At 51.6% G+C, this 26,847-nt stretch carries 22 protein-coding genes; 16 read left to right on the top strand and 6 right to left on the bottom strand.

The window, feature by feature from the left end:
* Positions 1-9 precede the first annotated feature (9 nt).
* The 12 genes from HMPREF9451_RS04505 (at position 10) to HMPREF9451_RS04450 (ending at position 14,622) form a co-directional block, all read left to right on the top strand.
* Positions 10-1,095 (top strand): pyridoxal-phosphate-dependent aminotransferase family protein, encoded by a 1,086-nt coding sequence (locus HMPREF9451_RS04505; protein ID WP_009139120.1) that lies wholly within the window; start codon positions 10-12, stop codon positions 1,093-1,095.
* 14 nt (positions 1,096-1,109) lie between these two features.
* Entirely contained in the window at positions 1,110-2,477 is a 1,368-nt protein-coding gene (locus tag HMPREF9451_RS04500; RefSeq protein WP_009139119.1) for a Gfo/Idh/MocA family oxidoreductase, read from the top strand.
* A complete protein-coding gene (locus tag HMPREF9451_RS04495; protein ID WP_009139118.1) occupies positions 2,474-3,502 on the top strand; it encodes a glycosyltransferase in 1,029 nt (342 codons plus the stop codon). The genes HMPREF9451_RS04500 and HMPREF9451_RS04495 overlap by 4 nt, the downstream gene beginning before the upstream one ends.
* 126 nt (positions 3,503-3,628) lie before the next feature.
* The gene (locus HMPREF9451_RS04490; RefSeq protein WP_009139117.1) at positions 3,629-4,339 is read left to right on the top strand and encodes an IspD/TarI family cytidylyltransferase; all 711 of its coding nucleotides are present in this window, start codon (positions 3,629-3,631) and stop codon (positions 4,337-4,339) included.
* Positions 4,340-4,346: 7 nt separating this feature from the next.
* Positions 4,347-5,360 (top strand): alcohol dehydrogenase catalytic domain-containing protein, encoded by a 1,014-nt coding sequence (locus HMPREF9451_RS04485; protein WP_009139116.1) that lies wholly within the window; start codon positions 4,347-4,349, stop codon positions 5,358-5,360.
* Position 5,361: 1 nt separating this feature from the next.
* The gene (locus tag HMPREF9451_RS04480; RefSeq protein WP_009139115.1) at positions 5,362-7,035 is read left to right on the top strand and encodes an O-antigen polysaccharide polymerase Wzy family protein; all 1,674 of its coding nucleotides are present in this window, start codon (positions 5,362-5,364) and stop codon (positions 7,033-7,035) included.
* Entirely contained in the window at positions 7,028-8,098 is a 1,071-nt protein-coding gene (locus HMPREF9451_RS04475; protein ID WP_009139114.1) for a YveK family protein, read from the top strand. The genes HMPREF9451_RS04480 and HMPREF9451_RS04475 overlap by 8 nt, the downstream gene beginning before the upstream one ends.
* A gap of 78 nt (positions 8,099-8,176) precedes the next feature.
* On the top strand, positions 8,177-9,706 hold the full coding sequence (locus tag HMPREF9451_RS04470) for a lipopolysaccharide biosynthesis protein (protein ID WP_009139113.1): 1,530 nt from the start codon (positions 8,177-8,179) through the stop codon (positions 9,704-9,706).
* Positions 9,707-9,737: 31 nt separating this feature from the next.
* The gene (locus HMPREF9451_RS04465) at positions 9,738-10,898 is read left to right on the top strand and encodes a glycosyltransferase (RefSeq protein ID WP_009139112.1); all 1,161 of its coding nucleotides are present in this window, start codon (positions 9,738-9,740) and stop codon (positions 10,896-10,898) included.
* A gap of 16 nt (positions 10,899-10,914) precedes the next feature.
* Entirely contained in the window at positions 10,915-11,724 is an 810-nt protein-coding gene (locus HMPREF9451_RS04460; protein ID WP_009139111.1) for a LicD family protein, read from the top strand.
* A gap of 187 nt (positions 11,725-11,911) precedes the next feature.
* Entirely contained in the window at positions 11,912-13,591 is a 1,680-nt protein-coding gene (locus HMPREF9451_RS04455) for a DUF6020 family protein (RefSeq protein ID WP_009139110.1), read from the top strand.
* Positions 13,592-13,680: 89 nt separating this feature from the next.
* Positions 13,681-14,622 (top strand): glycosyltransferase family 2 protein, encoded by a 942-nt coding sequence (locus tag HMPREF9451_RS04450; RefSeq protein ID WP_009139109.1) that lies wholly within the window; start codon positions 13,681-13,683, stop codon positions 14,620-14,622.
* 609 nt (positions 14,623-15,231) lie between these two features.
* Here the strand turns inward: HMPREF9451_RS04450 and dltD are convergent.
* The 6 genes from dltD to HMPREF9451_RS04420 all read right to left on the bottom strand — a co-directional run bounded on the left by dltD (position 15,232) and on the right by HMPREF9451_RS04420 (position 21,353).
* Positions 15,232-16,419: a D-alanyl-lipoteichoic acid biosynthesis protein DltD gene (gene dltD, locus HMPREF9451_RS04445; protein ID WP_009139107.1), complete on the bottom strand. Its 1,188-nt coding sequence runs from the start codon at positions 16,417-16,419 to the stop codon at positions 15,232-15,234.
* Between the two features lie 2 nt (positions 16,420-16,421).
* Positions 16,422-16,667 carry a D-alanine--poly(phosphoribitol) ligase subunit DltC gene (dltC, locus tag HMPREF9451_RS04440; protein WP_009139106.1) on the bottom strand — a complete coding sequence of 82 codons (246 nt, stop codon included), beginning with the start codon at positions 16,665-16,667 and terminating at the stop codon, positions 16,422-16,424.
* The gene (dltB, locus tag HMPREF9451_RS04435) at positions 16,660-17,838 is read right to left on the bottom strand and encodes a D-alanyl-lipoteichoic acid biosynthesis protein DltB (protein WP_009139105.1); all 1,179 of its coding nucleotides are present in this window, start codon (positions 17,836-17,838) and stop codon (positions 16,660-16,662) included. Before dltB ends, dltC begins: the two co-directional genes overlap by 8 nt.
* Positions 17,839-17,841: 3 nt before the next feature.
* On the bottom strand, positions 17,842-19,410 hold the full coding sequence (gene dltA, locus HMPREF9451_RS04430; protein ID WP_083851843.1) for a D-alanine--poly(phosphoribitol) ligase subunit DltA: 1,569 nt from the start codon (positions 19,408-19,410) through the stop codon (positions 17,842-17,844).
* A 96-nt stretch (positions 19,411-19,506) separates the two neighbouring features.
* A complete protein-coding gene (locus HMPREF9451_RS04425) occupies positions 19,507-20,133 on the bottom strand; it encodes a sugar transferase (RefSeq protein WP_009139103.1) in 627 nt (208 codons plus the stop codon).
* On the bottom strand, positions 20,133-21,353 hold the full coding sequence (locus tag HMPREF9451_RS04420; protein ID WP_009139102.1) for a DegT/DnrJ/EryC1/StrS family aminotransferase: 1,221 nt from the start codon (positions 21,351-21,353) through the stop codon (positions 20,133-20,135). Before HMPREF9451_RS04420 ends, HMPREF9451_RS04425 begins: the two co-directional genes overlap by 1 nt.
* A 320-nt stretch (positions 21,354-21,673) precedes the next feature.
* On the opposite strand from HMPREF9451_RS04420, the gene HMPREF9451_RS04415 reads away from it, so the two are divergent.
* From HMPREF9451_RS04415 to HMPREF9451_RS04400, 4 genes are all read left to right on the top strand, one after another.
* Positions 21,674-23,458 (top strand): phosphotransferase, encoded by a 1,785-nt coding sequence (locus HMPREF9451_RS04415; protein ID WP_009139101.1) that lies wholly within the window; start codon positions 21,674-21,676, stop codon positions 23,456-23,458.
* 110 nt (positions 23,459-23,568) lie between these two features.
* Positions 23,569-24,678, top strand: coding sequence for a membrane protein (locus tag HMPREF9451_RS04410; protein ID WP_040626039.1), 1,110 nt, complete (start codon positions 23,569-23,571; stop codon positions 24,676-24,678).
* 3 nt (positions 24,679-24,681) lie between these two features.
* Positions 24,682-24,957 carry a hypothetical protein gene (locus HMPREF9451_RS04405; RefSeq protein ID WP_009139099.1) on the top strand — a complete coding sequence of 92 codons (276 nt, stop codon included), beginning with the start codon at positions 24,682-24,684 and terminating at the stop codon, positions 24,955-24,957.
* Positions 24,958-25,288: 331 nt separating this feature from the next.
* On the top strand, positions 25,289-26,847 hold a 1,559-nt coding region (locus HMPREF9451_RS04400; protein ID WP_083851842.1), incomplete at its 3' end, for an MBL fold metallo-hydrolase.

The raw sequence follows: 26,847 nt of genomic DNA, 5'->3' as shown, positions 1-26,847 counted from the left end.
GACGCTCCTATGCTCAATTTCACCGTTGGTCCCGTTCAATCTGACGAAAGCATCTGCGCTCTCGGCGCCAATCAGGTTCCGTATTTTCGCACGCCTGAGTTTTCTCAGGTCATGTTGGAGAATGAACGTCTTTTTCTTAAGTTTGCCGGTGCGCCCGAAGGTTCGCGTGCGGTATTTTTGACGGGTTCTGGCACGGCTGGCATGGAAGCGGCCGTCATGAACACGCTCGACGCATCCGACAAGGCCATTGTCGTTGACGGCGGCAGCTTCGGCCATCGCTTTGTGAAGCTGCTCGAGGTTCACGGTATCGACCATACCGCCCTTACGCTTGAAGCGGGCAGCGCCTTAACGAAGGAAGACCTCGCTCCGTTTGCGGGCGCAGGCTACACCGCACTGCTCATCAACCTGTGCGAAACTTCTACGGGCGTTGCGTACGACTTGGGCATGGTCACCGATTTTTGCCGTCGCGAAGGCCTCTTTCTCATCGTCGATGCGGTCAGTGCGTTTCTGACGGAAGCTATCGACATGGCTTGCGCCGATGCGGACGTGCTCATCACCGGATCTCAGAAAGCGCTTGCCGTGCCTCCGGGAATCTCCGTGCTCGCCTTGGCGCCTTCCGCTCTTAGGCGTGTGCAGCGTATCGACCCGCGCTGCATGTACTTCGATCTGAAGGACGCCCTCAAAAACGGCGAGCGAGGCCAGACTCCGTTTACGCCGGCGGTCGGCATCTTGCTGCAGATCAACAAACGCCTTCGTCAAATCGACGAAATGGGCGTGCAGGCGGAACTCGACCGCGTTGCCGCTTTGGCCGCGGACTTCCGCAGCCGCATCGAGGGTTTGCCGTTTACGATATTTCCTCAGGCTCCGGCCAATGCCGTTACGGCGCTTTACACGGGCGACATTTCTGCGAAGGCGATTTTTACCGAACTCAAGGACAACTATGGCATATGGGTCTGTCCCAATGGGGGAGATATGGCCGAAACCGTATTTCGCGTCGGCCATATCGGCGCATTGACCGTTGCTGACAACGAAGCCCTGGTCGCTGCTTTGCTGGATATGCAGAGCCGCGGACTTCTCGAGCCGGGTGCTAACTAGAGAAAGGCGTATCCATGCGCGATGGAAAGACCGTTGTAATCACCTACGGAACATACGACCTGCTCCATTATGGCCACACCGCTCTGTTGGAGCGCGCCCGTGCGCTGGGAGATTATCTCATCGTCGGCGTGACTTCCGATGCGTTCGACCGGTCGCGGGGCAAGCTCAACGTGCACCAGAATCTTTCCGACCGCTTGCAGGCTGTCGTTGCCACGGGGCTGGTCGATGAAGTGATAGTCGAGGAATATCAAGGTCAGAAAATTTCCGACATCAAGAAATACGGCGTGGATATCTTCGCTATTGGGTCGGACTGGGAAGGCAAGTTTGACTATCTGAATAACTACTGCAAGGTCGTCTACCTGCCGCGTACGCAGGGTGTTTCGAGCACCGAGCTGCGCGCCGAGCGTATGAAGCCGATAACGGTTGGCTGCATCGGGTCGGGTTATCTGACGGATCGCTTCATCGACGAATGCACGCATGTCGCAGGTGTCGATGTGGCAAGCGTCTGGCCTAAGCCTGAGGCGACGGGCATTCCTGTTGCAGAAGATCTTGATGCCATGCTTGAAGCCGTGGATGCGGTCTACATCTCTGCCTCCATCGAAAAGCATCGCGAGTATATTGAGGCTGCGTTGCGTGCCAACTGCCATGTCTTATGCGAAAGTCCGCTTTTCCTCAATTCGAAGGATATGGACGAGCTGTACGCGCTTGCCGACGAGCGTGAGCTAGTGTTGATGGAGGCTCTTAAAACCAGGTACTTCCCGGCGTTCGACCATCTTAAGCTGATGCTTGAAAGCGGCCTGGTGGGAGAGGTCAAAGATATCGATGCGTCGTTCAGCCACGTGTTCGACGAGCTGGATAAGTCGGATGTCTACCAGGGAAGCTTCTACGATATGGCGTCCTACATCTGTCTTCCTGCGATTTCGTTTTTGGGCACCGAATATCTTGACGCCCAGTTTGTCTGCTCGTTCGAGAACGACTTCTGCGTGTGGACGAAGTGCAACCTGCTGTACCCGCATGCGTCTGCCACGCTGAAGGTTGGTCGTGGCATCAAGACGGAAGGCGACATGGTTATTACCGGAACCAAAGGCTACATCTACGTTCCTGCGCCATGGTGGAAGACCGATTACTTTGAGGTGCGTAACGAAGACCTGCGTAACACGAAGAAGTACTACTACGAATGTGTCGGCCAGGGCCAGCGTTACGAGGCGTTTGAATTCGTCCGCCTCATCAGCCAGAATCCTTCCGATCGTATTCCTTTGCATACGCGCGAAGAGGTTCGCGCGGTGACTGAGCTGGTGGAGCGCTTCCATTCCGGCGATGTGGCAACGCTTGGTTGCGGTCCGTACGTTTTCGGCGGCGGGGAGAAGGTGGACGATCGATGATGGGGCAGAATCCCGAGGGCGGAAATACCGAAAGCGAGAAAGCGACAGCTGTTGCGCCAAAGGTATCGGTGGTCGTTCCTGTTTACAACGTGGAGAAGTACCTTGACCGCTGCATCGAGTCCGTCGTTGCTCAAACGCTTCAAGATATTGAGATTATTCTTGTTGACGATGGGGCGAAAGATTCGTCCGGGTCTATGTGCGATGCGTGGGCTGCGCGCGATTCTCGCATACGCGTCATCCATAAAGAGAATGGCGGGTTGAGCGACGCTCGCAATGCGGGCGTGAAAGCGGCGCGTGCCGAATTCGTAGGATTCGTTGATTCTGATGATTATATTGTGCCGGAGATGTATGAGCGGCTGTACTCCGATGCGGTAGAGGATGGTTCAGACATTGCTGTAGGCGGTGTCATGAGCGTATATGTGGATCACTCTATTGCCAGCGAAGGCGGGGAGAAACGCGTCATCGCCGGTCGCGAGGCTGTTGGCGAGCTTCTTTCTGGTGAGAAATTGCGCATCTGGGTTCCTCTGAAGCTCTACCGTAAGAGCTTGCTGGAAGAGGTTCCGTTTCCAACGGGCCGTACGTACGAGGATGCTTTTGTGGCGGCGGACATATTCGTTCGCGCGAAGAAGGTTTCGATCGATTTGCAGCCCCTTTATTGCTATGTGCATCATGAGGGCACTATTACCACGCAACCGTTTTCGTCGAAATCAATGGATATCGTCGACGCTTACCAGCATGCTTATGACGTGGTGGTTGCCGAATGTCCCGAACATGAGCCGGCGGCGCGTTTTCGCCTGATTTGGTCGCGGTTTACCGTGCTTGACAAGATGCTTCTTGACGAAAGTGGGGCGGTGTTTCCTCAGCAGAGAGAAGTTGTGGCGTACTTACGGTCTCATTGGACCGAAGTTCTTTCGAGCCCCTACGTTGGGCGAGGTCGCAAGCTTTCCATGCTTGCTCTGAAACTGAGCGTTTCATTGTATAGGGCGTTTGCGAAGGTAAATGCGCAGAAGTACCGTGCTGATTGACGATGCATCGTCAGAGGCGATTGGTTCGCCTCTGACGAGTCGGCTTGTGGGTTTTAGCCGAATATGATGATCGGTTTTTTGCTTATGGTATAGTCGTCTCTTGGTTAATTGCCCAGAGGAGGTTCTATGCTATTCGGAGCTATTCTTGCAGGCGGTGTCGGATCCCGCATGAATATAGACAGCATACCTAAGCAGTTTTTGCCGCTCGGTAGCAAGCCTATTTTCATGCACACGCTTGAAAAGTTTTTGCTGTGCGATCAATTTGACGCCGTGTATCTTGGCGTTCATGGGGATTGGGTCGATTTTGTCGAGGACGCTCTTTCAACGGCTGGCCTGGCCGATGCTCCCGTTCGTGTAGTGAAGGGCGGCGCCGACCGCAATGGCACCATCATGAGCATAATAGAAGGCATTGAGCGTGAATTCGGCGAATCCGATGAGCATGTTATTGTCACGCACGATTCGGTTCGCCCGTTTGTGAAGCTTTCTACGATACGGGCCAACATTGATGCCATGGCACACTGCGACGCTTGCGATACGGTAATTCCCGCTACTGATACTATCGTGTGCTCCGAAGGTGGCGAATTCATTGACTCCATTCCCGTGCGCGACTTTATGTTTCAGGGTCAAACCCCTCAGACCTTTCGCATCAATGCGCTGAAGCGCGCATTTGCAGAGTTGACCGAGGATGAAAAGAGCGTGCTTACGGACGCTTGCAAGATGCTTGTTCTTAAAGGACGCCCTGTGGCCATGGTCGAAGGCGATGTAACCAACATCAAGCTTACTACCATCATGGATTATAAGGTCGCCCAAGCCATGCTCGAGTCTGGCGTGGAGTGATTCCGTCATGATTAACAGTATTTACCAACTGGTTGCGCCCCGTACGGTGCTGGTTAAATTCGAAGATGTGCAATCCGAGGGAAAAGTGATCGTCAGACCTCGTTACATGGCGGTTTGCCATGCCGATCAGAGGTATTTCCAAGGGCGTCGTGATCCTGCGGTCATGCGCAAGAAACTTCCCATGGCGCTTATTCATGAATGCATGGGTGAAGTGCTTCATGATCCTACCGGCGTGTTTATGCCCGGCGAGCATGTTGCTCTTATACCCAATGTGGCCGGACGCGGTCCTGAGTATATCTATGAGAATTATGCCGAAGGTTCGGGTTTTCTCTCTAGCGGCCGCGATGGTTTCATGCGAGAGTTTGTCAACCTCGACCCCGATCGTGTTGTTTCTTGCGAAGGAGTCGATCCGCAAGTTGCTGCCATAACGGAATTCGTAAGCGTGACCACGCACGCCTACGAGCGCTTTGATCGTATTGCTCATGATAAGCGCGACCGTATTGCCATTATCGGCGACGGGTCGCTTGCTTATACGCTTGCCTGCACGCTTTCGGTGCTTGCGCCCAAATCAGAGCTTATTGTTATCGGCCGTAACGCGGAGAAGCTTGCGCTGTTTTCTTTTGCCGCAGAGCGTTATTACTCGGATAGCGTTCCAGACGATCTGACTTTCGATCACGCTTTCGAATGCGCAGGCGGGGAGGGTTCCGCTGAGGCCATCGATTGCGTGATTGCGCATGTGGCGCCGCAGGGTACGCTTATGCTTATGGGTGTGAGCGAGCATCCTGTGCCCGTCTATACACGAAATGTGCTCGAAAAGGGCATGACCGTTGTAGGATGCTCTCGTTCTGGTCGTGCTGATTTCGAGCGTGCGGTGGAAATCATGCGTACGGGTGACATTCAAAACAGACTTCGCCAGATTATCCATGTTGACGATTCGGTTCGCAACGTGAAGGATATCAAGCGCGTATTTTCGACCGACCTTCAAACACCGTTTAAGACCGTGTTCGAGTGGGGAGTGTAGTGTGGTTGCGTCTTCTGCTCGTAAGAACGGGATTTCGGTCGTAAGTTTACTGAGCTCTCTTTACCCTGTTTTTGTTACGGCTTCGTTTGCCGTATTCGCAATGGGGTTTCTTCAAGGGGTTCTTGAGATAATGCTTGCGGGCGTATTCGTGATTTTTGTAGCAAATGTCATGTATGCATTCGCAAACTTAAAGAACAGACTTCTTTTCTTATTTTTGCACGGTGGGATTTTTCTGTTTCTCCTGACGCGTCCCCTTGTTGGTTCGATTGACCCGAGTCGTAGTTGGATGCTCTCTTCTCACGATTCGACGCAGTTTGCACTGCTTTCTCTGTATGTTTCAATGGCGTGCCTTTTATTAGGTTCAGTCTTGTTCGAAGGGGTATTGCGGGCGAATTCCGACTGGAGAAAGCGCCGCAGCCTTCTTGTGCCCAATAAAGCGGGGATAAGGGCAAGTTCAAAAGCGCATCATAAGGTATCCGGTCTGATGCGCGAACTATCCCGCTCAGAGAAGATGGGCTACATTCGCAAGGCTGCTTTAATCTGCTACTTCGTGTGTCTTCTTGGGGCATTCGTTGATGGTGCAATGAGGCTTGAAGTAATGCAGGGTCATTCCTACGAAGAGTATTATCTTGTAGGGGTTGACGAGAATATACCGTGGGTTATCGGTGTGCTTAAGCCAATGGCACCATATATGCTATGCGCCTTTTTGGCTACATTGCCTAAGCGCCGCATTTCTACGATTTGTCTTGCCCTGTATGTGTCCACATCGATTCCTATGCTGATGATTGGCTCGCGTTCGGATTTCGTTATTAGTTTTCTGTTTGCGGGTTTGTATTACATCTTTAGGCACTTAACCGATTCTGAGGAGCGCTGGATCACTCGTAGAGTTGCGCTGGGGGCGATAATTCTTGTTCCTCTTGGCATCGTGGCCATGGGTGCAATCAATTATTTGCGTGCTGGGACGAGTTCGAGCCTTGGCTTTTTTGCGTTGTTCGCTGATGCTCTTTTCAAGCAGGGCGTAACCTTCACTGTGCTTGGGCATGGCTATGATGTGAATCCTCAGATTCAAGATTTAGGTTTTCGTTTTTACAGTATCGGAGCAATTATCACCAATATAACGCAGGGTTTCATTGGCCAGACATTTTTAGGGTGCCAAGACCTCGGCGAAACAAATAGTGCATTGCTCGCCCTGAACAGTAGTTCTTATGCGCATGCCATGTCGTATTTTGCTCATCCAAATTATTTGGGTGGTGAAGGATATGGCTCCTCTTATATTCTTGAGTTGTATGCGGATTTTGGCTATGGCGGCATAGTTTTCGGCAGTATTTTTCTAGGCATGATTTTCTGCCTCATGTCGCGTTGCATCGGGAGAAGCTGGTTCTGGGGGATGGTGGCTCTGATTTCATCCATGTCAGTTTTTCATATGCCACGAGGTTACGCTATTGAGTGGATTTCTTTTCTTATGAGTACGAGATTCTTGCTCGCGGTTGCACTTATTCTTGCATGCTCTGCATTGCTGGCGTATTTTTCTCGAGCGAAAAGTGTGGCTAACGTTCTTGAGCCTGCAAAACTAACGGTTCCTTGCTCGTGTACTGGGGGCGAGGAAAGGCTCCGCGTGAATAAGTTCGGTGTACGGGTTGTACCGCTGATTGTAAGGAAGAGTGACCATGTTTAATTTCATGACCATTTGCGAAAGCATAAAACGCCATTGGGTTGCTGTGGCGCTTATCGGGATTCTTTCCGTTTGTCTAGGCGCGGGCGTTTCTTTTGTTAAAGGCGGCGCAGAGGGCGATGGCTCCGCGTACACCGCTGAGGCTGTTTTGTATGCCACGGGTTACGGATATGACGAAGAGGCTCGAGAGGGGGGCGATTACAACTATTCATATAGCGAGGCATATATGATGACCGACCTTCGCCGCCTTGTTGTTAGCGGTGATGTGGCCGGTAAAGTTAGGGAGGAGTTTGGCGACGATGTCGAGCTTTCCTCTCCTTATTGGTTCGATAGGGAGACGGAGCAGCAGAACTACGACCGTTTTGTTTACGTTGACGCTTCCGCTCCTGATGCCGAAACCGCCATCGAAGCTGCCAACAGGGCTGCTGCGCTTACGCTTGAAAAAGCTAAAGAGATTATTCCCGTGAGTGAAATAACCTTGAGTGAAGAGGCTGTGCTCAAGACGGGCGATTTGAAGCGCGCTGCTGACTGGGGCATAGATAAAATCGAGAATCCGAACGCCCCCGAGCCGAGTGGGGCTGGAATCAGTCTCAAGGTAGTTGTCGTTTTCCTATTTGTGGGGCTTTTTGTTTCGGTTTTCGGCTTCGCGGCCTATGACATTCTTTCTCGAAAAGTTCGTTCCGAGCGGGATATAGAGCGTTTGATGGAGGTTCCCGTTATTGCCGATTTCTCCAATGAGGCAGACAGGAAGGCTCTCGCTGATAATTTGAGAGTTTTAATGCATCGCAATAATTTTTCCTCGCTTTGTCTTGCATCTCCAAGCGCGAATGATGCTTTGGAAGAGGTTGCAAAAAACGTATTGCAATCTGGCTTTATCTCGAAGGGAACGGTTGTCCTGTCTGAATCTTCCGATGCTGCATCGCAGCTTTCTCAGACCGATAGCATCGTGCTAGTCGTGAAAGAAGCTGCTGCAAAGGGAGCAGAGATTGACCATGCGCTTAAATGTTTGGCTGTTTCTGGGACTCCTGTTCTTGGGGCGGTTTTTATTCCGCGTAAAATGTTCTAGCAGGTAGTTGCGGAAACTGGCGCGCTGTCCTTTTCGAAGGACAGCGCGTAATCTTTGCTGAAGTGTGAAGGAGGATTTGTGTCGTCTTCTAGAGTGGCCAATTCCTTACGAAACGTCTTTGCGGCGTGGGGAGGCCAGGCGGTGTCGGCGATTGCGAACTTTGTTGTTCGCATGGCTTTTGTTTCTTGTCTCGCTCAGGAATACTTGGGTCTTGAAACGCTTTTTTCGAGCCTGCTTACCATTTTGGCACTCGCAGATTTGGGAATCGGCGGCGCAATTGTGTTTAGCCTTTACGAACCCTTGGCCAATGGGGATAAAGAGCTCGTTAAATCTCTTATGAGGCTTTTCAAGCGTGCGTATATTCTCATTGGCGTGGTAATCATCGGAGTCGGTCTTCTTTTGGCGCCCAATGTGCATATGCTCCTTGGCGCAGATGCCCCTGATATCCCCCTGCTTGAGGTGTACTTCTTTTGCTTTGTACTTAATACGGGTGTCTCATATTTCTTTTCTTATAAAGGCTCTCTCATCATGGCCGACCAAAAAGGCTATGTCGTCTATCTTATACAGTACGGATTCCAGATTGTGATGGCGTGTGCGCAAATCGCTGTTCTGTATTTAACGCACAATTACCTCATATTCCTTGCTTGCATGATTGCGTCTACGATTCTTCAGAACATCGTAATAGCGATTAGGGCGAATAAGATGTACCCCTACTTGCGCGAGAAAGACATCCAGCCTCTCAATAAAGAGGTTCTTGAGACCATCAAGAAAAACGTGCTGGGTCTTATCATGCACAAAGTGGCAGGCGTTGCTTCCACGCCGGTAAGCAATATCGTCATTACTACTTTCGCAGGTCTGACCGTGACCTCTTTGTACGGCAACTATCTTTTGATAACGAATTCTCTTTCTCGTATCGTTGATAGGGTGTTCGATTCGATTGTCGCAAGCGTTGGAAACCTTGGAGCCAAAGAAAGTGAAAGCCGTCAGTACGAAGTTTTCAAAACCACCTTTTTCATCAATGCGTTTTTATATGCTTGCATTTCGGGTGGCCTGCTTTGTTCGGTCAACGCGTTCATTTCCATATGGGTCGGAGACTCCTGGCGTTTTGGGCAGGAAGTCGTGGTCTTCATTGTGCTTCTTTTCTACGTTAAGGGTATGCGTTGTGCGGCCGTTTCTTTTACGAGCGCCTATGGGTTGTACTGGTATACGAAATGGAAAGCGGTGCTTGAGGCGGTTTTTCTTCCGCTTCTTTCTCTGATTTTGGTTGGTCCGTTTGGAATCGTCGGTGTGTTGCTTGCGGGTGTGATTACGTCAGTTTGCATTTCAACCGTTTATGAGGCCTGGGCTGTTTATGCGCACGGGTTCCATCGCCCGCTCATCAATTTCGCCATTGCTTATGTGAAGTATGCTCTCCTTGCAGCTTTTTCCATCGGTATCGCCTATCTTGTCTCTTCAATCATCCCTGTTACGGGCGTTCTTGCTTTCTTGACGGGCGGATTTTTTGGCGTGTTTGTACCGTTCTTGTTTTACGTGGTCGCATATCGTAAATCTAGGGAGTTGCGCGAGGTTGTTTCAATTGCCAAGCGTTTTTTGCCCAAACGCTCGTAGGTTTGTTTTTATATTTACATGAGGTGTAATCATGGCTGGTAAAAAACGGTTAATGTTTCTAATCGGAAGCCTTGAACCGGCAGGTGCTGAAAGGGTATTAGTTGACAGCGTTAAGGCGCTGAGGGATTTTTACGATATCGAAGTGGTTGTGGTGTATGAATTCCTCGACAACCCCAATAGTCTCGTAAGCGAAATGCGAAGTATGGTTCCGGTCAGGAGCCTCATTAGATACAAAAGAAAAGGCTCGTTTCTGGAGCGTCTTCCTTATCGTGTGGGGTCTCGCATCAAGCTCGAATTGTTCAATCGCGTAAATCCGAAGTACTTATATAAAGTCTTGTTTGGTAGGACGAACTTCGATATTGAAGTGGCTTTTCTTGAGGGATGGCCAACACGTCTTCTTTCGGGCTCTCCTGAGGGTAAGGCTAAAACCATCGCATGGGTTCATACTGACATGATTCTTAATCCGTGGAGTCTAGAGCATTACTCTGGGGAAGAAGAAGAACGCAGGGCCTACGAACGTTTCGACAAGGTGCTGGCGGTTTCTTCCGATGTCGCCGGGTCTATTGAGAAAAAATACGGCATAGAGGCCGAGTTCGTGCAGAACATAATTGACGACGCTTCGGTGCGCACCAAGGCGGAGGGCGATTTTTCATTTGACGAAGACGGCGGGGTTCATATCGTAACCGTTGGACGCCTTACGCAGGTAAAAGGCTACGACCGTCTTGTGAGGGTTGCGGCGAAGCTTAAAGAGGAAGGCGCACGCTTCTGCATCCACATGGTTGGTGGCGGAGCCATGGAAGATGAACTTAGACAGCTCGTAGGTGACCTTGGTTTGCAGGGCTACGTAGTGTTCGAGGGATATCAGAAAAATCCTTATCCCTATATCAAGGCGGCCGATTTGCTCGTGTGTTCTTCGTATGCGGAGGGTTTCTCCGGTGTGGTGGTGGAAGCCATCATACTTGGAACACCTGTTCTTACTACGCGCTGTGCAGGCATGGTTGATATCTTGGGGACCGATGATCTCTGCGGTGTTATCGTAGATAATAGCGAAGAGGGGCTTCGTGATGGCCTGTCTTCGCTTTTGAACGACCCGGAGCGATTAGCTCGATATCGCGACGGTGCCGCGAAAAGAGGAAGCGATTTTTCCACGGCCGCCCTTGCCGAAAAGACCATGCGCGTCCTTGAGGAATAGAACAGGTGAAAACGTGATGAACAAACGAAAGCTCGCTCTGGGGGAGATAAAGAAAAGGTCGGTTGATTTACTTGCTGTCTTCGATGAGTACTGCATCGAAAACGACCTTACGTATTGGATGTCTTACGGCACCCTTATTGGTGCTGCACGTCATGCGGGGTTCATTCCTTGGGATGATGACGTTGATCTCATGATGCCCTTGGAAGATTACAAGAGGCTTCTGTATTTGGTAAACGTTGAAGGCGTATCCCTGCCTGCTCCGTATCGCATTGCTTCTACGTCAATTCCGTATCCTTCTTCACCGCATCATATCTGGTTTCCTAAAGTTTACGACACGTCCACTTGCTGTAAGTGGGGGGGTGGTTTCAGAAAAGGTGCTGATCTTGAAATGGGTGTTTGGCTTGATATCTTCCCTTTGGTGGGCACCGAAGCAACGGGAACGCCATCTTCTTCTGCCGAGAAATTCGAGAAATACCAGCGTAAGGCAGAAAGCTGTCTGTTTGATGTTGAGGGGAAGAGGAACGCGCTACGCGCTTTGACCGCTCGTCTGTGGGGCTATGAGCACTGGAATCAAGCTTACGAGAATCTCCTTCTGCAGCAGAGGGAGATGACGGGTTCCGAGTTCGTTTTCGACACCACGTACCCGAAGGTCGTTTACAAGACTGAGTGGTTCGAAGATACGTTGCGTCTTCCATTCGAAGGGATAGAACTTCCTGCTCCCGCTCGTTTCGATGAGGTTCTGAGCGCTTACTATGGCGACTGGAGAACCCTTCCTCCTGAGAAAGAGCGTGTCGTAGCTCATGCTTGCGATTTTTACGAGGTTTAGTTTTGATTTCAGTTTGTCTATCTGCTAATAATAGCATGGCCGAAAAGCCTTATTCGTGTACTGGGCGTCGGCGAAGCAATTTGATTCGGTATGGCGTCTCTTGAGGATGTGTATTCACTTGCGGATATCGAGATTCATCGAAAAACGCTTTACTGTTCGCATTAACGCAGAAGGAAAGGGTTGCAACATGGGTCATATCGAACAAAGGTCGCATTACTTGCGTGATGCGGTCGCTGAGTTGCGTGCGGCGTTCGCCTTGGATGAGCGGGGGGGGGGTAGGCTCCTCCTTCTCTATTCTCTAGCGCTCGCGTCTTCGTTCGGTCTGTCATTTTGGCTCGACGGGACCGAGCTCCTCGAGGCGGTGTTGCTCACGTTGCTGTACTGTTTGATGGCTTTCTCGCTCCTCTGTCCGCTCGTGCGTTTCGTCTCTCGCCATGGTGGGCCATGGAAGGATGGCGTATTCGATAAGCGGCTTTTTCTGACGGTGTTTGGCGCGATATTTCTTGTCTACTTCTTCCAGTTCCTCATCAATTTCCCCGGATGCTGCACACCTGATTCTAGTGACTCGATTAAGACGGCTCTAGGTCTTATGGAGCTATCGAATTGGACTCCGATTTTTTATACATTGTTCGTGGCTCCGTTTGTTCTGCTTGGACAGGCGATCGGTGATCTCACTTGGGGAATAGCCTTGTATTCTTTTGTCCAGATGACCTTGTTCGCGTTGGTTTTGGCGTATGCGGTTGCTTGGCTTGCGCGCCGCGGCGCGTCTCGTATCCTCGTGGTATTTGCAATTTTGTTCTTCGTGCTCGATCCTGTTGCGGCGCGTTACTCTATAACCATGTGGAAAGACATCCCATTCTCTCTTTGTATGTTTTTGTATCTACTCTGTCTGACCGATATCGTTCTGGCGAAGGGTCGCATTGATGCAAAGACGACCATCAAACTCGTTCTTCTTTCACTGGGCGTTGGCTTATTTCGCAATAACGGTCTTTATATCGTGCTTTTGACGCTTATTGTGCTGACGCTTGTATACAGGAAGGTTTCACTGACGAGGCTTCTTCCGGTTGCACTGGGCGTTCCGATGATGGTCGTAGTCGTGACGGGTCCTATCTATGCTGCTGCCGGAGTTGCTCCGTCACCTTTTAGGGAGTCCATTGCGATCCCATTACAGCAGGTTGGTGCGGTAATTTATCACAACGGGGATATGACCGAAGAACAGAGGGATTTCCTTTCCGGATTTATGTCAACCGAGAACGTGAAGAACGATTATACGCCTACAAGCTCTGACGGACTAAAATTTGGCGGTCATTTTAATGACGAATGGATGGAAGAGAACAAGGTCGTCTTCATGAAGACGTGGTTTGATTTAGGATTGCAGAATCCCCTCCTCTATTTTAAAGCATGGCTCAGCTCTACCGAGGGGTATTGGAATATAGACACTTCAGGTTGGGCGGTTGCTTCAAGTGGGTATTTTGGTGAGCCCGGAATGAGCGTTCTCTATGAAGTAACGGGAATGGAGAGCTTAAATCGAGATGGGAATGAGGATTTTCAGGAATTGCGCTTTACTCATTTTCCTACATATGCGCTCTATAACATAGCTATGTCCGTCTGGATGCTGTTCGGCTGCGCTCTTCTTGCATTGCGTCATCGTCGCACGCTCATCGTCCCCCTTGTTCCCTTGCTTGCTATGTGGCTTACTATGATGGTGGCGGCGCCCGAGTATTGCCAGTATCGCTATATGTTCGCGCTGCATCTTGCCATCCCCTTCATGGTTGCGCTTGCTTTTGCGGCATGCGACCCTCAGTCGGACGAGGATGCCTCGTCTTCAGAATGGAATCGTAGCGGTGGTTTGCCCTGTGCTCGGTAGCATTGAGGATGAGACGGGACCTCTTCTGTTGTGGATTATATTGTCCGTGTGTTTGGCCGGATTGAGATGGATAGATTGGTAGGATGGGTATGTCGGGCAGAATCGCAGTTCTCATACCGTGCTATAACGAGAGTGTAACCGTTGGTAAGGTTGTCGACGACTTCAGGCATGTGCTGCCCGAGGCCGACGTCTACGTCTACGACAACAACTCTACTGACGGTACCGGCGAGGTTGCCTCCGCCTACGGTGCAATCGTGCGTCGCGAGCCTAGGCAGGGCAAGGGCAACGTGGTTCGTCAGATGTTCCGTGATATAGAAGCCGACTACTATATCATGGTGGATGGAGACGACACGTATCCCGCTGAAGTCGCGTACGAGCTCCTCGCGCCCCTTATGGATGGGTCTGCAGATATGACGGTGGGGGATCGCCTCTCCAACGGCAGCTACGGCGAGGAGAACACCCGAGCGTTCCACGGCTTTGGCAACGACCTGGTGCGTTGGCTGATTAAGGTCATCTACGGCTTCGCTTTTGATGACGTCATGACCGGCTACCGCGCGTTTACGCGTGCTTTCGTGAAGACCATGCCGGTGCTCTCGACGGGTTTCCAAATCGAGACGGAGATTTCGATTCACGCGGTCGACAGGGGATGGAGAGTCGTCGACGTTCCGATAGAATATCGCGATCGTCCAGAGGGGAGCGTTTCGAAACTCTCCACCTTCGGTGACGGAGCGAAGGTTCTGCGCGCCATAGCGTCGTTGTGCAAGGACTACCGGCCTTTCGTGTTCTTCGGCCTTCTCTCGCTCGTATTCTTTGCGTTTGGGCTTGCGGTGGGTCTGCCCGTGGTGGGTGAGTTCTGTCTGACCTCTCATGTCACCAAGGTTCCCACGGCTGTGCTAGCCGTGGGGTTGATATGCTGTGGGATGCTTTCGCTGACTGCGGCCGTTATTCTTGACACGGTAGCCAAGGCGCACCGCAAGCAGTGGGAGATGGACGTGTATCGTGTTATTCAGGAGCGGGATAGGTGTAGGTGACTAAAAGTTTTTGGCGGACAAAAAAGTCAAGGATGAGAAGCCAGCCCTCGATTTCCTGTTGTTTTCAGGCTTACAGGACACACTTTTGTGCTACAAGCCTGTTTTCACGATTTTCTTTTGTTCCAAAAAAACAGGGCAGAAACGTTTTGGTGATTCTGCCCTGCAAATTCGAAGGTTTTGTCTATTTGGATTATCGGAGGGCGGGTACGTTTGTTAAGCATGGAATACCTTGCACTTTTGGGTGTTTGTGCTGTTTGCGGTGCTTTTACATCGGCGGAGGAATGTGCTTTGTCTTTTAATCCTGCTCGATATATAGACGCCTTCTTGTTTGGGCATTACTGGTGACGATTTTTGAGAAGATTCGACATCGAACGCGAAGCCGGCTATTCTTCGTGGTGTGGTGCGTTTCGCCTCAAGGCAAAATGCTTTTCCTAGCTTGCTCTTAGAATTGGTTGTATACGAACTCGGGGGGATCGCCGAAGCCGGAAAAGAAAGCGAACCAAATGAGCATCATGCAGCATATCAGCGGCATAAGCCACCAGACAAGCAGCAAAGAAAGTTTCGGGTGCTTATCTTTAATTTCTTCGCATTTCTTTTTTACGTTCATTGCTAGTTATCCTCTTGTTTGAAAAAATCATATAAGGCCTGGTCGACATGGATCCATCCGGTCCAGCCAAGGTGCATGACGTCTCGCATGAAATACGTATCATACTCATAAGGTGAAAGATCGAGATACTGCACTTCGTATGACTCGCATGAATTGCGGATCATGTCGTAGTAAGCCTGTCTGCTTTCGTAATTATGCTCTGTCAAATCGTAGTACGAGGCTTTTACGGGCATTATGATTATCAGGGGTTCAATGCCGGTGTCCTTGCACACTTTTAGAAAGATTTCGAAATCCTTAAGTTCGTTTTCGCTCCAATCGTAAAAAGTTTCTGGCGGCGAAGACTGGTCGATCTCCTCGACCCATGGGCGGTAGTATTTTTCATAGTACTCATCGTACACGCCTAGTTCATTTGTGACGCAAGACGATTCGGCTTCTTCGAGTGAGATTTCGGTCAAAGAATTCCAATCGGGCTCGCTCTCGGGTGTAAAACGGCTTTCGGGAATTGCAGTATTGTCCTTGAGTGATTCTGCAATTCCATTGCGTCTTTCTACCCCGTTGACAAGGTCGTCGAACTTCCTATCGATTACATCAGGCAAAAAAGATGAGCTATACAGCTCGAGCTCTTCGGCGGCTATTCCCAGCTCTTCGGCGCGTAGGGACAATTCCTGCTTCGTTTTTTCCGAAATAGAGGGGTTGTGCATCAGAGATTGATAGGAATCAGCCGAGAAGCAGTTCATGAAAGCTTTCGAGGACTCTTCGTCGTTCATGAACCACTGCATCCCGGCAATAAGGGCCACCTTATCGCCGGGAACGGCGCCTTTGGCATCGAGGGCTCCTAGCTCGATAGCCTGCCATAGGCTTTGATATCCGGCTTTACCTACCGAAATCGTACTGAAGCCATAGTTGTTCTTTCCGAAGAAATTATCGGGATGGGATGATGCGGGCTCTACAATGTCAAGCTCGGATGAACCCATAAGCAATCGCGGATTATCGCCTAATGCGGTGCGAGCTTTGATCATTGAGGCGAGGATGTCAGGATCCTCAAGCTCGCCTGCCTGGGGATACCCGTAAACAGGGTACGTTTCGGCCATCTTTTCAAGCTCGGCGTATGAAGGGGCGGAATTGACGTAAATGGTACCGCTTACGGCCACCATGCCTAATGCGGATCCCAGGGCAAGGAGTCTTTTCATGTTTAGAGCCTCGCGCATACTTGGTGGATGATTTTGTTTACGGTATTCATCTCGTTTCTTTCGTGCTCGGTGGGGGCGATTTCCACTCCGAACTCGTCTTCGATGCTTACGAGAACTTCTATTGCGGCCATGGAGTCGAGAAGGCCGGCGTCGAATAGGTCGATGTCGCGCTCTTCATACACGATATCGTCCGCGCAGATGTCCGCAAGGATAGCGAGCATTTTCTCTTCCACAGTTGTCTTATCCATGAATGATACCTCCTATTATTAGATGCATTTGACCAGAGAAGATGGACATTCCTATCATGATGAGGTTTATCGTAACCGCCCACTGAAGGGCCTTGTACCAGCGCTTCTTTCTATGCTTCTTATGGAAGCTCGATTTCTTCTGGTAGACATCAGTTAATCCCATCAATACGCCGTAATACAGGCCGTATATGAGGTAGTCGATCGTGAGACCATGCCACGCGCCCATGATGATGAAGTTTATAAGATATCCGCAGCAAGCTGTCTGGAGTCTGCTGGGGAAAACCTTATGGCGCATAGACCAGCGGACAAAACGCATGAATACGAAGTCGCGTAGCCACGTTGAAAGCGATATATGCCAGCGATTCCAGAAATCTTTGACATCGAGTGCGAGGAAGGGGGCATTGAAATTGCGGGGAACCTTAATGCCGAAGCAGTACCCTGCGCCCATTGCCATGAGTGAATAGCCGGCAAAATCGAAGAAGAGATAAAAACCGTACATGTAGGAATCTTTTATTGCTCCAGCAATACCGCTCAATCCGCCCTCGAGAGGAGTGGGAGTGTAGCCTGTATACAAAATAGACGCGATGACGGTTTTATATACGGCGCCTATCAGGAGGAGCATTAAGCCCCTGGCAAGCATGTCCGCATACTCCTCTTTGCTGAATGTGCGATTCGCGTCTTCGTTAAAGCGCTTGCTTCTATCGACGGGTCCTGATGTGAACGGAGCAAAGAAGATGAGGAAGTAGAGGTAATTGATCGGATTCAGTTCGGTAATCAATCCATCGTGTATCTCGATGAGCACTTGGACCGATTTGAAGGTTATATAGGATATGCCCAAGAAGCCCAGTAAGTTTTCGTCGAAAACCGCCGCTATTTTGTAAATCACCAATGGCGCTATTGTTACTGCAAGCGATAGCCTGAAAGTGAGCTGCTCGTTTTTCGATAGGCGTTTTGCTCTTAGGGTAGCGTATGCGCTTGCGCTTGAAACCAGAAGGAAGAGCAGAAACGCACCGAGCTCGCTGGGGCTGTTCGAGAAGAGCAGCCCCAGGAAAAAGAGGGAAGCGGTGATTCCGTAGGGTTTAATGCGCTTACCTGCAAATCCCAGTATTGCGGCGGGTACGATTGCGATAGCGAGCAGGATGAAGAAAGATGGCCTTGTGTAGAATTCCATAAATTACGCGAAAGCCTTTCTGTCAACTTTTCCATTCGTGTTCATTGGGAAGTCGTCATGGAAAACAATCTTTCTGGGCACCATGTATTCAGGGACGGTCTCCTTGAGTTTCGCGCGAATTTTTTGTGTTGTTGCGAAAGAGCGCGGAATATCACGCGTCGTCAACACGACATGCGCTACGAGATGGGTTGCCTTGCCCTCTTTCAAGGCCGGAACAACCACCGAGTTTTCTATGCATTCAAGACTATTGAGATTCGATTCGACATCTCCGAGCTCGATACGGAACCCATTGAGCTTTACCTGGAAATCGAATCGACCGAGGCAGAAAAGTCGACCAGCTTCATCGATGTAGCCTTTGTCTCCGGTTTTGTAGCACAGGGTTTCGTGACCCTGTGCTACCTGCATGACGCGAAATGCGTTCTCGGTTAAATCGGGGCGACCGAAATATCCTGCAGATATCGTGCTGCCGGATAGATAGATTTCTCCCGTTTCCCCGCATGGGACAGGGGTCAGGGTTTCAGGGTCAAGGATATGCGCCTGGATTTCTGGATTCATATACCCTACGGGAAGGGGGTCGAAAGAATCTACGACAGAAGAGTCTACGAGCATGCCGCTTACGGCCTGCGTTTCCGTAGGGCCGTATGTGTTGAATAATTCGATGCCAGGGAATCGTTCGATAATCTTCTTTGCAACAGAGGGGCGTAGAACTTCGCCGCAAAGAACCATTCGCTTCATGCAGGGAAGAAGCTGCCTGTTGAATCCTTTGTCTACAAGGCAAGATTCTACAAACGAAGGTGTAGAGATCCATACATCAAGTTCGCTTCGGGAGAATGCTTCGAACATTTTCGCCATGCTCGTTTCGCATTCTTGCTCAAGGGAGAAAAGGGTGGCGCCGCAAGAGAGGCCTGGAATGATATCGAACAGGCTCACGTCGAAGGTGTAGGGGACCCTGTTAAAGCACACAAAGCCCTCGTTACCCGAAACGAATTCTCGGAAATAGCGCATAAACGCATCCACGCAGCAAGAGGGCATCTGAACGCCTTTCGGGCGTCCAGTACTTCCAGAGGTGAACAGCAGATAAAAAATATCGTTATCAGATACCCAGATGGAGGAATCGGGTGCAGGTAGCTTCTGCGAGGAGAGCTTCTTTACTTCCTCCGTCTCGATGACGGAATCCGCAAGGTTTTTGTCGCCAGCGAAACTGGTGTCGGCGACGGATACGACCAAGGGTTTGCCGATTTGTTTAAGGATGTCGTTAATGCGGTCGGAAGGATAGGCGATGTCGATAGGGGCATAGCAGCGACCGCTTTTGAGGGCGGCAAAAAAACAAACGAGCATGAGAGGCGATTTGTGCCCATAAACAACGACGGGTTTGTTTTTTGGAGCATTTGCTTCGAAGAAGGCCGCTAGCGAATCGGATTGTTCGAGCAATTCACCGTATGTCAGCTGCTCTTGCGGGGGGGGGTACTTTCGTAAATGCGCGTGTTGAAAAACGCGATGCGGTCGGGGTGGGCTTGGCAGATGGAGTTTACTTTTTCTAGAAATAAGCTTTTCATGCGGGTCGTCTTTCAAATTTGCCGTAGTATCGCATGTTCGGTAAGGTTGCGATACTGATTCGCCGAGAGTGGTTCAATGGGGGAGAGTTTACATTATGCACCAATCGAACAATTAGCTTGATTGGTTTTTTTCGGGGTCGGCGTTTTCCTCCTGCTCGACGTAGACGCCTTCTTGCTTGAACACCGTTGCGATGGTCTTGAAGAAAATCTTGACGTCGAATGCGAAGCTGATGTTGTGAACGTAATGAACGTCCATCTTCAGGCGGTCGTGCCAGGGGAGCGAATTGCGTCCGTAAGCCGCGGCGTAGCCGGTAATGCCCGGCTTCACCAAGAGCTTTTCACCCTCGTCGTCCTCGTAGAGCTCGGTCTCTCGCTTGAGGTCGGGACGCGGACCTATGACGCTCATGTTTCCAATCAAGACATTGAGGAATTGAGGGAATTCATCAAGGCTCGTGCGGCGCATGAACGCACCGATCTTCGTCATGCGGGGGTCGTCTGCGCCATTATAGGTGCTGCCGTCAGCCATGGTAAGGTCGGGGGCGTTGACCTTCATGGAGCGGAATTTGTACATGATGAATTCTTTACCGTTTTTGCCGACGCGCGGGGCATTGTAGAAAACGGGACCCTTGTCTTCGAAGTAGATGATCGGAGCCAGGATGGCGGTCAGCAAAAGCAAAAAAGGCATTACCAAAATGGAAATAACCAGATCGAGGCCGCGTTTGAAGAAGTGAACGTACATTAGGCGTTTCCTCCAGATACGGCAAAGTAGGCGTTTTTGAACGCCTCGATGACATATTCGACGTCTTCGTCGGAAAGGTTGGTATGAAGAGGCAGGGTTATTTCGCTTTCATACATGACATACGCCTGGGGGAAATCGGCAATGTCGAAGCCGAGGTTTTTATAGGCGGTCAGCAGCGGCAGCGGCTTGTAATGCACGTTGGTGGCTACGCCTGCGTGCGCCATATGCTCGATAATCGCGTTGCGGAATGCTTCGTCCTTGCCGTTCATATGCACGAGCATAAGATGGCCTGAAGAGCAGTTGTTTTCGTCGTAATGGTGCAACAGGGTCAAATCCATGTCTGCCAGGCCCTTTTCGTACATGCCGATCATGGTGCGGCGGCGTTCGAGCATGCCGGGGTAGCGCTTGAGCTGCGCCAGGCCGATCGATGCCAGGATATCGGTCATGTTGCATTTCCATCCGGTGAAGGCAATGTCGTATTCCCAGGCGCCCACTTTGTTCTTGGACAAGGCGTCTTTGGTTTGGCCATGCAGGGAAAGCAGCATGATCTGGCGGTAGAATTCGTCGGAATCGAAGCCGTGTTCACGCCAGGTGAGGGCGCCGCCTTCGGCCGTGGTGAAGTTCTTCACGGCATGGAAAGAGAAGGTGGTGAAATCCGCCACCGATCCTGCCGGCTTTCCGTGGTAGGTTGCGCCGAGAGAGTGGGCGCCGTCCGCCACTACGATAGCGCGGTCGAAAGCCTCCTGTACGCCCTCGGAGGGGCTCCACAGGTCTTTTTTCTTTTCGATTGCGGCGAAGAGTTTGTCGTAATCGCACATGCGGCCGCCCAGATCGACGGGGATGATTGCCTTCGTGCGTTCGGTGATCAGGCCGGCGAGCTTTTCGTAATCCATCTCCCAGGAGCCGGGGGCGACGTCGCACAGCACGGGCGTTGCGCCTACGTGGCAGATGGGCGAGCAGCTTGCGGTATAGGTGTAGGCAGAGGTGATGACCTCGTCGCCTTCGCCGATTCCCAGGGCGCGCAAACAGCACTCCAGGGCGGCGGTTGCGGAGTTCAGGCAGGCGGTCTTTTGAGCCTGGGTGAACTCGGTCAGCTCTTGTTCGAGGCGTTTCGTGCGAGGGCCCGTGGTGATCCATCCGCTCCTCAGGGCCTCGGTCACCTCTTCGATTTCGGCATCCGAGATATCGGGGGGAGAGAAAAGAACCTGACGCTGCTGCATGCGGACCTCCGTTTCTTCTTGGTAAGACTGGGCTGATAGCCGTCTTGAATCAGTCCAAATTTAAAATTATATAACGTCGGCAGCGTTGGTCAATGAACAACGGAAAAGGCACGTAAAAGAGCAGAAGGAACGTGTTTGTAGCTAAGGCCGGAGTCGCTTGCGACGAAGGGCGTCAGGGGGGTTCCGCCGCGGCTTTCGGCGACTCGTGTCCTCGCGCGGGCTACGTGCGCTTGCGTTTGATGTTCACTTATCTAATAGAGCTTTACATAAATGAACATAATCGCTAGGATTGCTTTTCGGCATTATGGAGAGGGAGATATATGCTGTCCAAAAATGAGTTTGAAATTCTTGATGTTCTTCACGCGTCGTCGGCGAGCAGTCAGCGCGATCTCGCCGAACGCAGTGGTGTTTCGCTGGGAACGGTGAATAAGACCTTGAGGTCTTTGGGCGAACGGGGCTTGGTGAGCGGCTATTCCGTGACCGATAAGGGCATGGAGGCCCTTGCTCCCTACAAAGTCGAAAATGCCGTCATCATGGCGGCGGGCCTTTCTTCCCGTTTTGCCCCCATTTCTTACGAAAAGCCGAAAGGGCTACTTAAGGTTCGGGGCGAAGTGCTCATTGAACGCCAGATTCGCCAACTGCAGGAGGCTGGTATTTCGGACATCACCGTAGTGGTTGGTTACAAGAAAGAGCATTTTTTCTACCTTGAGCGGGAGTTCGGTGTCTCGATTGTCGTGAACGAAGAGTACGCTTCGCGCAATAACAACTCCTCGCTCATGAAGGTTCGTCACAAGTTGGGTAATACGTTCGTCTGTTCCTCGGACGATTACTTTACCGAAAATCCTTTTGAGCCCTATGTGTACAAGGCTTACTATGCTTCGGTTTTCGTTGAGGGAGAAACGAAGGAATGGTGTATTAAGCCAGGAACGGGCGATCGCATAGAGTCGGTGACGGTTGGGGGGCGTGATTCCTACATCATGCTTGGCCATGTATATTTCGACCGAGCGTTTTCCCGAGCTTTCGTGCGTATTCTCGAAGAAGAATACGACCTTCCTAGCACGGCGGATAAGCTGTGGGAGGAAATCTATGTTGACCATATCAAGGAGCTCGATATGGTGATTCGTCCCTACGGGGACGGTATTGTCCACGAGTTCGACTCCCTTGACGAGTTGCGTGAGTTCGATCCGTACTTTCTAAGCAATGTGGACTCTGAGGTCTTTGACAACATTGTGGCGGTGCTTGGCTGCAATAAGGAGGATATCCACGATGTTTATCCGCTCAAGCAGGGATTGACCAACCTCTCGTGCCATTTTGCTGTAGGAGACGAAGAATACGTCTATCGTTATCCGGGCGTGGGAACGGAATACATCATTGATCGCGAGGCAGAGCTGGTTGCCCAATCTTTGGCGAAAGACCTTGGTCTTGATGGCACGTATATTTTCGAGGACCCCTCTCGTGGTTGGAAAATCTCGCGTTTCATTCCCAATGCCCGTCAGCTGGACCCTCATGACTCTACGCAGGTGGAACGCGCAATGAGGATGGCGCATACATTGCACGATTCCCCCATGAAGACTCAACGATCGTTTGATTTCTACGAAGAGTCCGTTAAATACACAAAGTTGCTCGAGGAGCTAAAGGGGCGCATTGACATCGCAGGGTTTGACGAAATGGCCCAAAAGGCGCAGCGTCTGAAGCGACTTATAGATGCGGATGGTGCAAAACGTTGTCTGACGCACAATGACTTCTTCCATTTGAACTTCCTGATTGACGAGCATGACAGCATGTATCTCATAGACTGGGAATACTCGGGCATGTCCGACTATGCAAGCGACTTCGGTACGTTCGTAGTGTGTTGCGAGCTGAGCCGAGAAGAGGCCGAGACGGCGCTTTCGTATTATTTCGGGCGCACGCCCACTTTTGCTGAACGTTGTCATAATTTTGCCCATGTGGCGATGGCCGGTTGGTGCTGGTACGTTTGGTCTTTGTTTAAAGAGGCGCAGGGCGAATGCGTGGGCGAGTGGCTTTATGTCTACTATCGCTACGCCGTCGATTACCTCGATGACGTTTTGTCGTGGTATGAAAACGGCGAGGATGGGGTCGCATAGCAGGTCTGTCTTATGTGGCCTATGTTCATGGGCAATGGGTGCATAGGCGAAGGTGCGCTTTCGGCTCGAATGTGTTGACTGCCGAAAGCCCGAAGCGAAAGCGGGGAATCGTGGAACAGCACATCGTGGCGCTTCGCGAGGAGCGCAGGAGGAAATACTTCATAAGGGGCGTTGCCTTTGCGATGGCGTCGGGCATTTGTTACGGCCTTTATACGGGGTTTCTCACTCTGGCGCAAACTCAGGGCGTGTGGGGTGAATGGTTTGCGGGTCTTGAATGGGGAGACGGACAGGCGGCTCTCGGCGCGTTCGTCATTACCTTTGCGCTTGCCGCATTGGCGGCTGGCATCAATGATTTCATTAGCGGAATCTGGTCCGTGCTTGTGTGCGCGAAAAACCGCCAGCTGGGAGATTTTTGGAAGACCGTCAAGAGCAGGCCTGGTCTCGTCATGATGCTTTGTGCGGCGATCGGAGGTCCGTTTGCGACTATCGCGTATGTTGTTGCTTTGAACTCCGCTGCAGCATCGGGCAACCCAGGCGTCATTGTCCCGATTGCGGCATTGAATTGTGCAATCGGCGCGGTGCTGGGTCGGCTTTTCTTCAAGCAGGCATTGAATGCGCATAAAGTAATTGGCATTGCAGTGTGCCTGGTCGCTGCTGGTCTTATTGGCGGAACGAGTTTCGCTTCAATGGGGCCAGAGGCCCTAATGGGTTGTTTCTTCGCTTTTCTCGCAGCGTTTGGCTGGGGCTTTGAAGGCTGCGTTGCCGGATTCGGCACTATCTTGATCGATTATCGGATCGGCATTGCTATTCGCCAGGTTACCGCGGGCGTTCTCGAGCTTTTCGTCGTCTTCCCATTGCTTATGGTATTTGGTGGCGGCGCCGAAGTTCTTGGAGCGGTGGCGGGAGCTGCTGCTACAAGTCCAGCATTGCTTTTCTTTCTGCTCTCCGGCTTCTTCGCCATGCCAGCATTTTCCTTCTGGTACAAAGGCAACTCCATGTGTGGCACTGCGTTGGGCATGGCGTGCAATGGTATGTATGCATTCTGGGGGCCGTTTTTCATCTGGATTATTATGGGCGTGCTCAATATTGGCGGAATGGCCGCCGATTATCCGCCGCTCTCTTTGGTTCAGTGGGTTGGTGCCGTCATCATGGTCGCTGGCATTTTCTGCATTGCGATGAACCCGCTTGATTTGCTACATATGAAAAAAAGAGAGGACTAAATTATGGGCAACAGTCTGATTCCTCTGCACTATGCCATTGTCAAGCATTTCATGGACGGACGCCAAGACTGCGCTTCTGGTGTCGTGTCCGCCCTGAAGGCCGATTACGGAAGCTACAAGATGCTGACATTGAAAGATGTCGAAGAAGCGCTGGCGACCGCAAAGGAGAATGGCGTTTTGGAAGAGTGCGGGTATGATTTGGACTCCAACGGAGGGCTGGTCGTCTATTATCGCATGACCGATTTCGGCAAGGATATGGTTGGTCGCTATATTCCTTAAGCAAATACGGGTCAAGTGCTTAAGAGCAAGAATGTGGTAGGGCGAGGGCTTCTCGTCCTACTTTTTGTATTGAGCCCATTTTCCGATAAACGGGCGGCTGTTTCCGTTACGCTACTTGGAGTAAAATTTTTTTCGTATTGAAATGCGAGACTGTGCGTAGAGGTGTTTGATATTGAGAACTACGGCTTTGTTTTTGCGTGGTAGGTTTTTCTTGGCCTCGAGGGTGGCGCTGGCTAAAGCGGCGCTTCTTTTCGCCACCCTCTGTGCGGCGCTCCTCTTTGCCGCGCCAGCCTACGCCGAAGAGGCTTCGTCCGACGACAAGGTACACATCATGACCCTCGAGGGTTCCGATGCCATCATCATCGAGAGCAACGGGGTCTTCGGCATGGTGGATTCCGGCGAGGACGACGACTACCCAGACGGAAGCGACCCCCGCTATCCTCTAAGGCCCGGCATAACGCAGGGCCACGGACATCAGGACGAGGTTGTCGCATACATGCGAAGCATCGGCGTGACGGAGGATAATTTTGATTTCTACATCGGAACGCATCCGCACAGCGACCATATAGGGTCGGCCGATGAAGTCATTCGCGCCTTCCATCCTAAGCGCGTATACGTACCTGAATATAAAGATGAGTACATTTCCTATGATCCCGCCTTGTGGGACAACCGCTATGTATATGACCGCATGATTGAGGCTGCCTACGAAGTAGGGGCAACCGTAATCTGGGGCCTCGATCCCTCTGCCCCGGCATTCCCGGAGATGCCAGATGCGGACTTGGGCGGTAATTCGGAACTGGAGGGGGATGGTTCCGGGAATGTCGAAGACGACGGCTCCGGCAGCTCCGACGGGCTGGGCGGCTCTAATGGGTCGGGCGAGGTAGATGACCCTAGCGATTCGGACAATATTGGCCAGGCTGGTCAGGATTCTGTGGATTTGAACTCCTTCGCAGAAGACGAGGCTGACGGCGAAGGGGCTGCTGAGGCCTATGCACTCGGGGACCCTAACGGCTCTTGGGCCGGTCGCCTTATAGAAGACGGCCCCGAGCCTCAGCATGACCCTGTGACTTTGGATGAGGCTGCGGGTCTTGACTTTCAACGCAACGACATTGCTGCCGCGTCCGACATGCCGGGCGGACCGGTTGGGACGATCGGCAACCCTCGCTTCATGCTGGGCGACTTCTCTATAGAGATAATGAACTACGGCGACGACTACAAGACGACGCCCGTCGCTGATGCGAACTGGTTCTCGTGGGGCGTGAAGGTTTCCGCATACGGGAAAGCCGCCTTCCTTGCGGGCGATATCGGGAATTATGACGGCGATGAGGACCGCCTTGCGGTTCAGCTCGGGCATGTCGATGTTCTCAAAATGGGGCATCATGGCTTAAGCACCTCTTCGACGCCCGAGTATCTTTCCGCGCTTGCTCCTGATTACGCGATGTGGACTTCGGATTATGCCACGCTGCCAAGCGATCGGCTTGACGTTTTGAACGAGCTTGGGACTCGCGTTTGGAATTCCGCTTCGAGTGCCCTTGCGGGCTGCGATGCCGTCGTGTTTTCTTTCGGTGCTAGCGGTGTAGTCGCTGAGGGCCCCGACGAGGCGGTTGTTGAAGAGCGCGATGAATCTCCGTTCTGGACGGCGTATCAGTGCGGTGCGAAAACGCCATTGAGTGGCTGGGTGGCTGCGGGTGATTCCTGGCTCTGGTTTGATGGATCTTCGCACGCGGTTGAGAATTCATGGGTCTCTTATCGGGGTTCTTGGTATTACGTCGGTGAAGATGCGTTGATGCGGACCGGCTGGGTCTCGGACGGCAGCGCGTGGTACCTGATGGACTCCTCCGGCCGCATGATGTCGGGCGGCTGGGTCAACGACGGGACGGGCTGGTACTG

Origin of the sequence: Slackia piriformis YIT 12062, from assembly GCF_000296445.1 — a bacterium.
Lineage (GTDB): Bacteria > Actinomycetota > Coriobacteriia > Coriobacteriales > Eggerthellaceae > Slackia > Slackia piriformis.
Note: the sequence above shows the minus strand (reverse complement) of the source record. Positions and strands in the feature narration are given on the sequence as shown.